This is a genomic window from Chloroflexota bacterium (genome assembly GCA_014360905.1).
Classification (GTDB): Bacteria; Chloroflexota; Anaerolineae; order UBA2200; family UBA2200; genus JACIWX01.
The window spans coordinates 1-15109 of sequence record JACIWW010000003.1; the positions used below are offsets into that span (position 1 = coordinate 1).

At 51.0% G+C, this 15109-nt stretch carries 9 protein-coding genes; 5 read left to right on the top strand and 4 right to left on the bottom strand.

Features of this window, described 5'->3' with window-relative positions:
- Positions 1 to 324 precede the first annotated feature (324 nt).
- From H5T67_01945 to H5T67_01960, 4 genes are read right to left on the bottom strand one after another with little or no spacing between them, the layout of a single operon-like run.
- Positions 325 to 843 (bottom strand): nitroreductase family protein, encoded by a 519-nt coding sequence (locus H5T67_01945; protein ID MBC7244081.1) that lies wholly within the window; start codon positions 841 to 843, stop codon positions 325 to 327.
- A 14-nt stretch (positions 844 to 857) separates the two neighbouring features.
- Complete coding sequence (gene surE / locus H5T67_01950) at positions 858 to 1625, bottom strand: 5'/3'-nucleotidase SurE (GenBank protein ID MBC7244082.1); 768 nt, start codon at positions 1623 to 1625, stop codon at positions 858 to 860.
- Positions 1622 to 2524, bottom strand: coding sequence for a glycosyltransferase family 2 protein (locus H5T67_01955; protein MBC7244083.1), 903 nt, complete (start codon positions 2522 to 2524; stop codon positions 1622 to 1624). The genes surE and H5T67_01955 overlap by 4 nt, the downstream gene beginning before the upstream one ends.
- Before the next feature lie 16 nt (positions 2525 to 2540).
- Positions 2541 to 3509, bottom strand: coding sequence for a glycosyltransferase (locus tag H5T67_01960; protein MBC7244084.1), 969 nt, complete (start codon positions 3507 to 3509; stop codon positions 2541 to 2543).
- A gap of 258 nt (positions 3510 to 3767) precedes the next feature.
- Here H5T67_01960 and H5T67_01965 point away from each other — a divergent pair, with 258 nt between their 5' ends.
- The 5 genes from H5T67_01965 to H5T67_01985 all read left to right on the top strand — a co-directional run bounded on the left by H5T67_01965 (position 3768) and on the right by H5T67_01985 (position 14861).
- The gene (locus H5T67_01965) at positions 3768 to 4454 is read left to right on the top strand and encodes a response regulator transcription factor (protein MBC7244085.1); all 687 of its coding nucleotides are present in this window, start codon (positions 3768 to 3770) and stop codon (positions 4452 to 4454) included.
- Positions 4455 to 4591: 137 nt separating this feature from the next.
- Positions 4592 to 9586, top strand: coding sequence for a hypothetical protein (locus H5T67_01970; protein ID MBC7244086.1), 4995 nt, complete (start codon positions 4592 to 4594; stop codon positions 9584 to 9586).
- Between the two features lie 24 nt (positions 9587 to 9610).
- Entirely contained in the window at positions 9611 to 11026 is a 1416-nt protein-coding gene (locus tag H5T67_01975) for a tetratricopeptide repeat protein (protein ID MBC7244087.1), read from the top strand.
- A 34-nt stretch (positions 11027 to 11060) separates the two neighbouring features.
- Complete coding sequence (locus H5T67_01980) at positions 11061 to 12512, top strand: hypothetical protein (GenBank protein ID MBC7244088.1); 1452 nt, start codon at positions 11061 to 11063, stop codon at positions 12510 to 12512.
- Positions 12513 to 12539: 27 nt separating this feature from the next.
- Complete coding sequence (locus tag H5T67_01985; protein ID MBC7244089.1) at positions 12540 to 14861, top strand: GAF domain-containing protein; 2322 nt, start codon at positions 12540 to 12542, stop codon at positions 14859 to 14861.
- The last annotated feature ends 248 nt before the right edge of the window (positions 14862 to 15109 follow it).

Below are 15109 nucleotides of genomic sequence, written 5' to 3' on the forward strand. Positions count from 1 at the left end.
CCATTTGGGGTATACTGGGGATGAGCATATCGCCTTGCTACCACCTATCCTGCTCGACCCAATTAGTACCGACCTGCTGCTCGCTTGTGACAAAGAGGCTGGTAACGATCTATTGGCCACTTACATCTTGCTATCGCGTAGCGTCGGCTCCGCTTTCTGCCGTAGTTGCTCCAGCACTCCCACAATGCGTTTCTGGGCTAGCTACTCTTGCAAAGCAACTACTTGTGCACGCAGAGCATCGTTCTCAGCATGTAGGGCAACAACTTCTTCCAGTGTCATGAGCTCAGTATACCACATCCAGCCTAATCTGAACAATTACAAAAACTATTCCAAATAGGATGTAACCTCTGACAATGGGCGTCGTGGGGTGCGTGCCATTGGTTCTGCAGCTTGTCCGATAGGCACCATCGCAATAGGCCGAAACTGACTAGGCAGCGCCAAGGCACGAGCAGCGGCTTTCTCGTCGAAAGCACCTACCCAGCAACAACCAAGGCCAAGAGCAGTAGCAGCCAATAGAATGTGTTCGGTAGCTGCTGCAGTGTCCTGCAAGCAATACAGATCCCTTCCTCGCGCCCCATAGCGCAGCGCGGAGCGCTCTGGTTCTGCACAGACCACGATGACCACTGGCGCTTCGGCTACGAAATCCTGTCCATATGCCGCCTGTGCCAGAGCCTCTTTGACCGCTGCCCTGCGCACAACGACGAAATGCCACGGTTGCCGATTGCCGGCTGAAGGAGCGCGGATGGCTGCTTCGAGAATTTTTTGCACTGTGGACGCACTCACTTCTTCAGAGGTGAAACGTCGTATGCTGCATCTACGGGCAATAACCGTCCATAAGTCCATTTGTATCTCCCTCATCATTCGAAACGTAATTGCCAGTCGCGCAGTTCGCTCAGCAAATGATGCGCAGTTAGATCTAGCTGGAGAGGAGTTACCGATATTTTATTCGCCGCAAGTGTGGCGATATCCGTCCCCTCTTCAATCACACCTGTTGGAGGCTCTCCGCCAATCCAGTAATAAGTATTACCTCGTGGATCCTGCCTCTCGATCAGGACATCCCGGTAGATACGCCGTCCCAGGCGGGTGATTTCCACTCCAGCGATTTCATGGCATGGTATAGCAGGTACATTCACATTCAGGAGCAGGTCCTTGCGTCCGCTCGCCAATACCTTGCGTGCCAACACGGCAGCAAAACGCGCAGCACAATTAAAGTCTGCCACTGTGCCATCACGCATGGCTAACGAAATCGCTATGGCAGGAATACCCGAGATGAGGGCTTCCAACGCGGCTGCCACCGTGCCTGAATAGGTCATGTCCTGTGCCACATTCGAGCCCAGATTGATTCCAGAGATGACCAGATCAGGCTGATGAGGAAATGCGCCTAGTACCGCTAATGCCACGCAATCAGCAGGCCCACCATTTGTGGTAAAAGCCGGGCTACCGTCTGCCAGTTTGGCTTCCTGAATACGCAATGGCTTGTGCATCGTCTTCCCGTGACCAGCAGCAGACCAGTTGTGATCGGGAGTGAAAACCAGGACCTCACCGACGGTCTCGATTGCTTGCTTGAGAGCAATCAAGCCTGGTGAATTTAGTCCATCATCATTGGTCAAAAGGATCCGATTCATAGACCTACCTTTCGTTTCTCCGGTGGGCGGAAAAAGTTGATGAGCAGAGCCAAGCCGCAGAGGCAAATAAGGCCCAGTGCAGTAGCCCAATTGACCACAAAGAAAGTACGCGGGGCAAAGTGTTTCTGATGGAAAAGCCACATGGCACGATAGAATTGGATATTCATGGGTATATAGCGTTGCTTTGTGGATTGACCCTTGTAGTGTGTGACAACTACTTTGGGATTGTAATACACTTTCCATCCGTGATCGACTTTGATGCGGTAACAAAGGTCAATATCCTCTGCGTAGGCAAAGAAGCGTTCGTCGAGGAAACCGGCTTGTTGCAGCGCTTCACGGCGTATCATCATGAAGGCACCGACCACGGAGTCAACCTCGGTCATCTGATCTGGGTCAAGATAGCCGAGATTATAGCGATTGAAGCGGGGGCTATGAGGGTAACGCTTGCTAAGCCCAACCAGGCGGTAGAACGCGACGTCCAAGGTGGGAAAGCTACGCCGACAGGCTAAGTCCAGGCTGCCGTTAGCCAATACCAACTTAGGACCAGCCACGCCTGCATCGGGGTGCTCTTCCATAAAGGCCAGCATGTCGCGAAGGGCTGTAGGTGGCAGGACCGTGTCTGGATTGAGCAGCAACACATAGCGACCTGTTGCTTGTTGCAGGCCTAGATTGTTGGCATAGGCATATCCCCCGTTGATTTGGCTGGCGATTAAGTTGACTTGGGGGAATTCTCGCTGCACCATAGCCACGCTATCGTCAGGTGAGCAATTGTCTACAACGATCACCTCGTAGTCAAAGTTTCCCTGGCTGGCGTAGATGGAGCGCAGGCATTCGCGCAGCAAGTCACACGTATTATAATTGACAATCACGATTGAGAGGTCCATGAGGCGAGTATCCATTCTAACCATGGTAGATTCAGTCACGCCAGCGCGGGATGTTGCGACGGTGATGCCAGCGCCAATAGACACCTACAGGATAGCCGAGCATTTTGGCAATGTCCCCAGTGACTCGGATAATGGGCACCAGACAGAAAGCCTTCAACTTATCTACAATAGGGAGGGACTTGAGCGCAGGCCACAAGCGCTTGTAGGGCGTCCAGAACATGATTGCTGCCCCCAATGCTAGGGGTACGCCCCATAACAGACTTCTATTGACGCAAAGCCAGAGGAGGAGAGGAAGAGCAACCAGGTACGTTAGGTAGCGCACGGCGTGTCTTTTGCGCCACAAGTCCGCTTTGCCATCACCTCGTGCATACCGATAGTATTGTCTGAAAAAGGCGCTGAGATCGCTGCGTGGACGGAAGTATGCAATAGCAGTGGGCACAAATACGAAGCGATAGCCTCTGGCGTGCAAGCGGAGATCGAAGACCAGATCTTCGCAATAGTCCAACCATTCGGGATACCCTCCCACATCCTCCCAGGCGCTTTTCAAGAAGGCTACCGACCGACTGGAGGGTAAGAATTTCGCAGGGTTGACGTCCGCTAGAACAGGCAGGACCGTGGCTGCCATAGCTATCTCGAAGACGGTGGTCGTCTCTGGCATGAAGAAACCACATGCGATAATGGGAGCAGAGTTTGGTTCATTTGCCATAAATTGATGCGTCAAATTGGCCAACCACGATGGGTCCAGATGAACTCCAGCATCGGTGCCGGCAATAATGGGACCCCGCGCGGAAGCGATCGCGATATTCCTGCCACGAGAAATGTTGCACCCGGGCTCGACTACGATGCAAAGTGGCAGGCGCCCGCTGTCTTTCCAGGCGTATAACTGGGATAGCGTGTCATCGTCAGAGCCCCCGTCCACAATGACCACTTCGTCGGGCGGGCGTGTCTGTTGGCTAAGCGACTCCAATAACCGCCCGATAGAGTTGCCCTCGTTTTTCACTGTTGCGATGACTGATACCGAGACCGTCAGTTGTGCACCTCCTGCCTAGTCGGGCATATTATAACGGTTTGATGCGGTTTCGGCAACTGGTCGCTTTCTGTTAGATGGGCAGAAGTGTATGCAGCATCAAAACACATAACAAGGAGTTGAAAAACTTGTATTTTGCACACTGGACAACGAATGATATAATTAAAACAATCAGTTCATATCTTTTTATGTGTCTGTGCGTCTCCAAAAAGAGAGGAATAAGGTGCGGATATGCGTGTTCTGGTAGTAGATGATGATCCACCCAGCGTCAAGATGATTTCCTTTCTCTTGCGTGAGGAAGGGTATGAGGTCTTCAGCGCAGATAACGGGACGACCGCTCTAGAATTGGTTAATCGCGAGCAGCCGGATCTGGTGATCCTGGATGTCATGATGCCACACGTTGATGGCTTCGAAGTGTGCCGGCGGATACGCCAAAAGCTGGATGTTCCCATTATTTTCCTCTCAGCTAAAGGCGAGACAGCGGATAAGGTGGCTGGGCTGCAGTTAGGAGCAGATGACTACTTAGCCAAGCCCTTTGAGCCAGCAGAGCTGTTAGCTCGGGTGAGAGCGGTGATGCGTCGAGCGGAGGTTTTTGCGGGCGAAGAAGCGCAGGTACGCTTGACCGTAGGGGATATCACGCTTGAACCGGTGAACAATCGGGTAGTATTTGCGGATGGCCGAAAGGTAGATCTGACACCGATTGAATTCAGGCTTCTGCACTGTCTGATGCGCAATGCGGGTCGTATCCTGAGTCATGATTTGCTGTTGAATGCCGTTTGGGGTTATGACTACGAAGGTTATAGCAACCAGATCGCCGTGTATGTACACCGCTTGCGCTTGAAAATCGAGGAGGATCCTGAAAATCCTAAATACCTACTCACAGTACGTGGCCTTGGATACAAATTCGAGCGTCCGTGAAGGTTTTGCCATTCGGGTTCACGGCGCAAATCCACGGGTCCGCAGCGGTATCCAATATACGAGGTATGCTTCCATTTGCAATCTAATACTGTGTTTTTGTGGGGAGCTCTATCAAGTATCGGAAAGGGGAGCGGAGAATGAGGGTTAGAGCCCTGATAAGTGTAGTTACGTTTGGCATGCTGTTTATCTTTTTATGTGCGGCTACCCAGGTCAGGGGCATGACCATCGAATCAACGCTGATGGGAGCCAGCCTCCAAAGTTGGTATGATTTTCAACCCAGTGGGTGGGTTACAACCACTTTGGTGACCTGTACGATCGAAGTTTACCACCCGGATGGGTTTATTGACGAAGCCGAGTACCAATACCGCACGGGAGATGCTTGGAGCAACTGGGTTGCAGAAAGTCTTCAGATTGTCATATTGGATACCACAAGGCGCCGTTTGACTGTCTCCAATCTATTTTTCCCTCATTCTGCTACCGAGGATCAAAATCAGATCAGGTTTCGTATCAAGTCCTCACTTGACGAGTGGTTAGAAAGCAACGCCTATTCTGTGCGCGTAGATAGAGTTGCTCCTGACTCCACTGTGGCTGTGGCTTCTTGCTATAGCTCTACTATGGAGATTAAGGGTGTGGCCAGCGATTCTGGCTCTGGAGTACAAGTTGTGGAAATCGCCTTGCAGCGCGCTTTGGACTCTTGGTATTTCAATGGCACCTCCTGGGGGCCAACGCTGAGTTGGATAGCTGCTTTTGGCACTACGAACTGGTCATTGCCGTTTACCCCAACGGTAGAAACAGTGTACACGGTTACTTCCAGAGCTACGGACAACGCCGGCAATGTGCAAGGGATACCGGGAAGTGGCGTTTTCCGTTATGATGCAACTCCACCGCAGTCTGTAGTAACGACTACTGGCTGCTTCAACACTTGGCCAGGGGCCATACAGGGTTTGGCCAACGACGCATTTTCTGGTGTTGCGTCAGTGCAAATCCGATTGCAAAGGGCCTCGGATCGTTTCTATTACAATGGAACCTCCTGGGGGCCAACTGAGAGTTGGGTTACGGCTTCTGGAACAGCTGTCTGGTCATTGCCATTTACACCACCTGTGGAAACAGTATACACGGTTACTTCGAAAGCTGTAGATAATTGTGGTAATTGGCAAAGTGTGTTTATCACGAGTACGTTCAGTTATGATGTCACACCGCCCCAGACAGTGGTAACAACCACCGGCTGCTTCAATAGCTGGCCTGGAGCCATACAGGGTGTGGCTAGTGATTTGGTCTCCGGAGTTTCTTACGTTCAGGTAAGGCTGCAGCGGGCGTTGGATGGCTTTTATTACGATGGCTTTTCTTGGACGCCTGTTGCCACCTGGCTCACAGCTACTGGGACAACTGACTGGTCGTTGCCCTTTACGCCAACACTGGAAACAACCTACATGGTTGCTGTGAGGGCCGCAGATCATTGTGGCAACCTGCAAATCGAGCCTGGCACAGGTGTGTTCACCTATGATGCCACTCCCCCTGAATCTGTGGTTGCCACTGTTGGTTATTTCAATACGTGGCCCGGAGCAATCGAGGGCATAGCCAGCGATGCTGTGTCCGGGGTTGCACATGTTCGAGTGAAATTGCAGAGGTCATTGGACCATTTCTATTATGATGGCTTTTCCTGGGCATCGGCTGAAAAATGGATTACGGCTACTGGAAACATTACCTGGACAGTGCCCTTTACACCAACCGTAGAAGCAGTCTACACAGTCACCAGCCGTGCTACAGATTCCTGTGGTAACGTGCAAGATATCCCTGGTATAGGCACGTTTGTGTACGACATCACACCGCCATCATCGCCCTTTAACCTTGCTGTTGAACCTTCGGTGTGGACACCAGTGAATTCTTTTACTGTAACATGGGAATGTCTTGCCGACCTTTCAGGAGTTAAGCTCGCGCACTATAAATGGAATGCTGCGCCGGTGAACAACGAAGATGAATCGCCAGGGTCACCCGTACCAATCTCAGGCGAGAGAATTCAAAGCATCCAAGGATTGGCCGTGCCGACACAGGGTGCCCATCAGCTTTTCATCTGGCTGGAGGACAAGGCGGGCAATGTTAACTTCCAAACCCGCAACGCCACTACAGTAGGAGCATTTAAATGGGATGCCGAACCTCCAGCTACAACTATTGTGAACTTGGATGGCAGGCAGGGATGCGAAGGCTGGTATATTTCTGCAGTACAGGTCAACCTCTCCGCTGTGGATGTAAATCCAGACCCAGGTACGATCAATGCGACTTCTGGCATCAGTGCAACATTTTGGCGCAAAGATGGAGGCAGCTGGCAGCAAGTGACCGGATCCAACTTCCAGATAGCGGAGCAAGGTGTTCATACCATCGAGTACTATTCGGTGGATATTGCGGGCAATAGCGAAACACCACGTGAGCTCACTCCTACGCTAAAGATTGATACGGTGCCACCTACTACGTACCAACCTATCTATACTGGTACCCTAGGGCGTGAAGGTTGGTACATATCGCCAGTTTCCGTGACTTTGAATGCTGTGGATGCTACTTCTGGCATATCCATCACCTGCTATCAGGTAGATACGGACACTTTGCAGACGGGAGATTCATTTTGTGTAACCGCTGATGGAGCGCATACTATTCGTTATTACTCTGTTGACGTTGCGTGCAATTGGGAGACAGAACAAACTGCCACACTCAAGGTAGATAAAACTTATCCCACTACTGCCTACCAACTGGAAGGCGTTCAGGGTGACAACGGCTGGTTTCTCGCCGCGCCGGTGACCGTGACCTTAATCGCCAGCGATGCCGTTACGGGTGTACAGGGGGTCTCTGGCGTGGATAAGGTGCATTACCGCATTGACAGCGGGTCCTGGCAGATCAGGGAGCCGCTAACATCGTTTACCATTACGATCCCGGCAGGGCAGAGCGAGTACATGCGTACGGTCACGTACTACGCAACGGACCTGGCTGGCAATATAGAACCGATGCGCACGCTGACCATTGGTGTGGATTCCCGCGCACCATTGGCTCTTCCTTACGCCCCATATCCTGTGCCCAGTGGCTGGACCAATATCAACTGCTTCGATATCCGTTGGTTTGCGAATCCTGCTGATTTTTCAGGCATCGGTGGAGCTTACTATAGTTTTCATGTGCCGGTTTCACCGACCGATGGGATTCTTGTCCTTGGTGACAATATCATGTCTATCCCGTGTGTGCAGGTGCCAACCCAGCTCGGAGATGGGTTGCATAATGTGTATGTTTGGTTGCGGGATAGAGCAGGTAATAGCGATCATCGCACCAGACATGCGGTCACGCTAGCACTGGATCAGACTCCTCCTCAATTGAGCGCAGTGGTAGCAGGACGCCTGTGTAACGTGGGTGGATGGTACAATTCTCCTATTACTGTCACTTTTGTGGCGACGGATGCACTCTCAGGCATGGCTACTGGAGTGATTAGTTATCAGGTAAATGGTGGAGGCTGGGTGCAAGGCACTGCTTATTACGAGTCCAGCGATGGCCGCTATGTGATCGAAAGCAGGGCCAGGGATGTCGCTGGCAACCATAGCGACATCGTCACCGCAACTGTCCGAATCGATCAGACGGCGCCAGATGCGCCCATGCCTATTTGGGTTGAGCCAAGCGATTGGTCCAGAGAGAACAATTTTGTGGTTCGTTGGGTGAATCCTTGGGATTTATCTGGAATAGCAGGAGTTTACTATAAACAGGTAAATCCTCCAACTTTTTCCTCAGATGGAACTTATGTGGATGGTTTCCATAGCTCACTTGCTATCTCTGCTACTGAGGAGGGGTTGATACCAGTCTATGTATGGCTGGCAGATAAGGCCTGCAACAAGGATCATCAGAAACGAGGCATGGTTACACTTAAATACGACCGAACGCCGCCTACAACCACTTTTAGTGTGGAGGGTGTTTCTGGAGGTGAAGGTTGGTACACCTCAGATGTGCAAATCTCATTGAATTGTACAGACGCTCACTCCGGATGCAAGCAGGATGGTACCTACTATCGGATTGGCGATGGGGCATGGCATAATGGCACTTCGTTTGTCATAAGCGCTGAAGGCGTCATTACGTTCTCGTACTATTCTGTGGATATCGCAGGCAATACGGAAGCCATACGCACAGGTTCGGTCAAGATTGACCGCACTCCACCCTCATCCTATGCCTATGCTGATCGCTACAGTCCATCTACCTCTTTCACTGTCCGTTGGAATGGCAGTGATGGATTATCTGGCCTTGCTGCCTTTGACGTACAGTATAAAGAAGGGACGATTGGCACTTGGCAAGATTGGGCCATTTCCTTAGACCCAACGCAGCGTTCCAAACTGTTTACTGGCGTGCGGGGAAGGACTTATTATTTCCGTACCCGGGCAATGGATAAAGCGGGCAATGTGGAGCCTTATCCTGTTGTTGCCGATACCTATGTATCTATAGATCCTTTGCTCAATGGTGATTTCGAGCGCGATATTGCGAGTGAATGGGAGATCTTGTGGATCACTGGTGGCGGTCAGGGTAGCTGCTGGCCCACACGGGTTTATACACAGTCGTATAGCGGTGGGAATACCTATGCGGTGGTTCTGGGTTGCCGCGATAGAAGGGACGCTCCTTTTGGCGTGTCCATGATCTGTCAGACTATCAATGTGCCTACCGTGCAGAACATGCCTGCTCCCATGCTACTTTTCCGTTACCGTATTTTCACGTATGATTTAATACTAGGGCCAATAACCGGAAAGTTCTTCGATTCCTTCAATATTGCTCTGTGGCGTCCGGGCGATATTTCTCCCACCTACGTTTTTACAGATGGGCACAAGGGTCCGGATTATGGCACTTTGCGGGATTTGGGATGGCGTGAGGGAGCAGTGGATCTCAAGCCGTATGCAGGGCAAACACTAAAAGTTTGTCTTGCCAATGTGACTAGAGAGGATGAGCATCTGAATACTTGGACTTATGTCGACGATGTCCGAGTGGTCAATTTGGAGTATAAGATTTGTTTGCCTGTCATAAAGCGGCTTGTTCCTATGGCTGGGTTAGCAGCAGAAGCAACGCTGAGTTCGGTACTCCCTAAAGTACAGGAGGAACTCGAATTGCCACCGCTTAAGCGATAGGCTGAGAGATAGAGGGGGAGTATTGTGCCTGACGAGATAGAGGACGCAAATGTAGATAGCATCCAGGATTCCGAAGCTGCTGATGCTTTGTATGCGGAAGGCATGGCTCATTACCGCAGACGGGAATGGGAAGAAGCCAGGGCCTGTTTTATACGCTTGAAATCCATTGCACCTGGCCGGCGGAATGTTGACGCGCTTTTGAATGAGGTAGATCTGTTCCTTCAATTGCAGGAAATGCAACCGGAGCGCCGTAGGGCTGTGCCTTTTACAAGTAGAGCGGAAGAAGCGCGTGAAGCGAAGCGTGTTTCACGAAGAGAGGCAAAACTTCCTCGCGAACGGCGTAGGACCACGTGGTCAATAGTGTTGGTTGTTCTGGCCTCCCTGTTGATTCTTTTCTCAGTGCTGTACGTAACAGGATGGCTAGATCCACTCATCAATAGTCAACGGCAGGCCCGCGTCCAGAGTCTGGTGAACCAGGGGCGAGCTGCATTGAACGTTGGCGAATATGACCGCGCTGTAGCTGCTTTTGGCGAGGCACTGGCTCTGGCTCCCAACAACGAAGATGTGCAGACTTGGTATGCCAAAGCACAGAGATTTCAGCAGATGGATTACCTATATACACAAGCGGAAGCAGACATGGCTGCTGAGAAGTGGGATAGCGCATTGGAGAAGTTAGAGAAAGTTATAGCGCTTGATCCCACGTTTAAGGATGCTCGTACTAAGGTTGATTTCATCAAGAGCCAGCAGACTTTGGATGCCCGCTTTGCCGAAGCCCGGCGCTATTTTGAACAGGGCAAATGGAAGGAGGTTATTGATATCCTGGAACAATTGCGTGAGACAGCGCCGGCTTTCAAGACGAACGATGTGCAACAAACTCTCTTCTATGCCTATTTTCGGCATGGGGTGGAGCTTTTAGCTGGGGCAGGTGAGTCTCTGGATCTGATGAGTCAGGCGATTCAAAGTTTTGATCGGGCATTGCTGATCCTACCCAATGACAAGACAGCTCTTACTGAGAGGAGGCTGGCAGATCTTTATCGCCAAGGTTACCTCTTTTTCAATCAGAAGAATTGGCCGCAAGCGGTCCTTGTCTTGCAACAGATCTACAGTACACGTCCGAGTTATATGGATGGCCGGGTCACTGCTATGTTGTGCACTTCCTATTTGCGGTTGGGAGATGCCTATCATGAGTCCGGGGATCTGGAACAAGCATTGCTCCAGTATCGAAACGTACTGGCTATCGATGGCTGTGACCATGTTGAAGCGGCGGTAAAGGAGCGCGAGGTGTACCTGGCTCTTTATCCACCGACTCCAACTCCAACCAGGACGCGAACACCAACCCGCACACCACAACCCACTCCCACTTTCACTGCTACACCTTTGCCGCCTACGCCACCTCCACCGCGTCCTCCGCCCCCTACAGAGACACCGATCATCCGGTGATTGATGAGGTGTATTAGCCGGATTGGATCAGAAAATGAACAATCGCTCCTTTGTCGTGGAAAGGGAAAGCGCCCACAGTTATCTGCACGGTCTTTTGGAAAGCAAAGCAACCCAGATTGTCCTGGCTATCCTATGTTTTCTTTTGCCCGTTTTCTTCCTGCCAGCCGCTTTGCATGAGAGTGGAACAGACCTTTGGGTATATGCTGGGCTATCCAAGAGTGCGATTAAACAGGTGTTGCTTCCTCGAGGAATCATTCCTGTGCGGTATGTACTGCTTGCTGATAAGGGAATATATCGCAGTACGGATAATGGCATCACCTGGACGGCACTGAACGATGGCTTGCCTTCTGGACAATTTACAAATATCAATGTGCAAGCCCTTGCTGTAGATGCTGACAATCCACTCATTGCATACGCTGGCATAGGCGGCGCTGGCAGTCGAGACAGTTCGCTCAGTGCTGGGTTATACGTATTGGATGAGAAGGGCGCGACCTGGCTACCTGCAGGTAGGGTGATGGCAGGCCAGGAGGTGCGGCAAATTGCGATCATGACACTGCCAAGTGTGAAAAACAGCGTGGTTTGCGCTGCAGCGAGCGAGGGCATCTATTGCAATATCGGGGAACAGCAGTCCTGGTTGCGACTTAATCCGCCAGCTATAGAGGTGAACAAGATCTCGTCTCTCGCTATCCGTCCTGGCAATCCACGCGTGATCTATATAGGGACTGACGGACGTGGCCTGTTTGTCACCAAAGATGGCGGGAATTCCTGGTTGGAACAGGCTCAGGGGTTGGACGGCCTTCATATCTATGACATCGCTATCTCACCGATTCAACCTGACTTGCTGTATGTCGCGACAGAAAGCGGCATATACAAATCCATAGATGCTGGCTTGACATGGACTAAACTAGCTCTGACGACACAGGGCCGACGGATCAACACAATAGTTCTGTATCCAGGTGATGAGGACGTCTTGTTTGTGGGCCTACAATATGGTGCGGCTTATTGCACAGTGGATGGCGGCATACGCTGGACTCCCTTGAAAAAGGGGCTAGGCGATGTAACCATTTTGTCTTTGGCGCTTGATCCCCAGAATCCTTCTATTCTTTGGGCAGGCACAACGGATGGCATTTGGCGCTATGTATTAGGGACGCCTGTGGCTTCGAGGACAACTTCTGTAGTGGTAAGTGCAACTGCAGTGCCTACGGTTGAGCCTACGCTTACGCCAACAGTGCAGCCTAGTTTTACTCCAACGCCTACCGAAACGCCTATTCCTACGGCAACGTTGACACCAACGGCGACCTTTACTGCCAGCCCTACTGCTACGCGTACTAAACAACCCACTCCAACTCGTACTTCAACACCTGTGCCCACTCCTACCGCAACAGCAGTACCACCAACACCTGTGCCCACTCCTACCGCAACAGCAGTACCATCAACACCTCCGCCTCCACCTTCTCCACCTCAGGAGACTCCGGTGCTGAGATGACTGTAGAATGAAATCGTGGTGGGCAAGATGTTAGCACATACGGATGATCATGCTGACTATTTGAATACGATATTGCAGAGCGAACGTCGGGTGGGTTTATCCATCAAGTGGGCATTATTGCTACTTGGTTTGTTCAGTACGCGCTTTCTGGAAAAATATCGCATCTTTACTGGATTGGCTATTGGGGTGTTGGCCTATGCTCTGTTCAACCTGTATTTTACGTACCAGTTAGTGTTTCGCTTGGACATGGCCAAGTCATGGGGACGCAACTCTTACTTGCTCTCATATGGAATGGACATCGCTTTTGCTAGCCTGATCATTTATTACAGTGGTGCTGCTGTCAGCGAACTGTACTTCTTGTATGCATTGTTAGCACTGAAAAGTATCTTGTATTATCCTGCGTGGCATGAAGCATTGATTTTTCCCTTTGCCTCGGGCCTGTTGTACACGGTGCTTCTGCGCTTTTCGCTCCATACATGGTCTTTCTTGACCGAGCCTCTTTTCCTTCAGCGCTATGTTTTGCTCTTTGGCAGTGTATTGACCTCGGTCTATCTAGGCTGGTTGAATGAACACAATTACCTATTGCAATCGAGTTTACGACGTAGTATAGCCGAACGTACCCAGGAGTTGGACAGTAAAACGCGCTCCATGCAGCAAATGGCTACTAGCCTTGGCAATAGAGTGCTTGAATTGCGAACCCTTCAGGAAGGAATCAAGGCCATCAATTCCGCGCTGGCTTTGGAGGATGTGCTACGTCTCATTGTGGCTAATGCTTCTCAGGTTCTGGAAGGAGCACGCTGCTCAGTGGCACTTTTGGATGAGGAACGCAACCAGGTCCTCTCCATGGCAGCATCAGATGGGAAGGTAGGTGTTGGGACTGACACCAGTTTCGAGTTTGTCAAGAGCCTTGTTCAGTGGATTGTGGAGAATGGCAAGCCGCTGCTCATTGGCGATGTACGGCAGGACGATCGCTTTACAAGCATGACCCATCTGCCCATTGTCTCGGTAATCAGTGTGCCGCTCTTTCTGGACGATAAAGCGGTTGGAGCGCTGATTGCCACAAGCGCAGATGCCGATGTGTTTACAACCGAGGATTTGAACCTCCTGACTGCCTTCGCAGATCAGGCGGCTGTTGCAGTGAAAAATGCCAGACTGTATGAGCAGCTTGTCGAGGAGCAAAGGCAAACAGAGCAGATTTATCAACATGTCGAGGAGCGGAGAAACGAACTCGAGGCAATTCTGCGTGGCATTGGCGACGGAGTGATTGTGACAGACCCCGATCTAAATTTGTTGCTCATGAATCCGGTTGCTACTCGTATCTTTCGAGTCAAAGCGGATGTGTCCAGTAGCGTGTCATTATCAAAACTTATACCGCATCAGGAACTGACATCCCTCTTTCAGGATGCGCTTCATGGTGCTGGAAATGCCATTGTGCGGGAGATCTCTCTGTCACCAGCAGGTGATAGGATAGAGGCTACTTATCAGGCCCTAGCCTCGCCGATTCTTGGCGCAGATGGTAAGGCACGTGGAGTGGTGACCGTGCTGAGGGATGTCACAAGTCAAAAAGAACTCGAGCGTATGAAATCTAGTTTCTTGTCGGTAGTATCTCATGAACTGAAAACACCGCTGCATTCGATCAAGGGCTTCGTGGACATTATCTTGATGGGCAAGACTGGCCCGCTTACAGACACCCAGGCTGATTTCCTCGCCACGGTGCGCGATCAAACAACTCATTTGCAAAGTCTGATCGATGACTTGCTCGAATTCTCACGCCTCGAGTCAGGACAAATTAAATTGCGCCTAAGCGAGGTTTCGTTGTCAGAAGTGACGGCGGCGGTCATTGACAAGTTAAAGCCCCTAGCAGAGCGTGGTCAGATCCAACTAGTCAACCGTGTTGGGGCAGAGATCCCGGTCGTCGAAGCAGACTATATGCGCATTGAACAGGTTTTGACCAACCTCATTGACAACGCGATCAAGTTCACTCCTCCTTCTGGAGTTGTGACCATTGCGGCTCAGGACTTGGGAGGCGAGGTGCAGGTTGCTGTTTCGGATACTGGCATTGGTATTCCAGCAAGTGAACAGGAACGCATCTTCGAACGTTTTTATCAAGTGGATAGTGGCTCAGCGCGACATTATCGCGGCACTGGTCTTGGCTTGACGATATGTAAGCATATTGTGGAATACCACCATGGCCGGATTTGGGTGGAAAGTGAGGTGGGCAAAGGCAGCACTTTCTACTTCATTTTGCCCAAAAAGATCAGGGCTGAAGAGGGCGAATTGTTGCTCGACTTCTCGAGCTTGCCCAGAAAGGAACAGAGACAAAAGCGCTCACGCGAGCACAAAAAGTGACATTCTCAAGGCCAGAGCAGCCTGCTTGCAGAATTGGTCTTGCCTGATCCAGCCCCCTTGGTTTTGAGAGGAGCGTGCTCTGGCCTCTTTTTGGCTTTTGGCCGGAAAATGAATATAGTTGAAAAAATTTACATTTTCTTCATTTGAAATGGCGTACTACATGAGCGGATTGTAACCCCTGTCGCGCTTGTTTTTCATCCTCTTTTCATCTCGAAAGGCTAGAATGTTGTTAGCCGGAGGTGAACTCC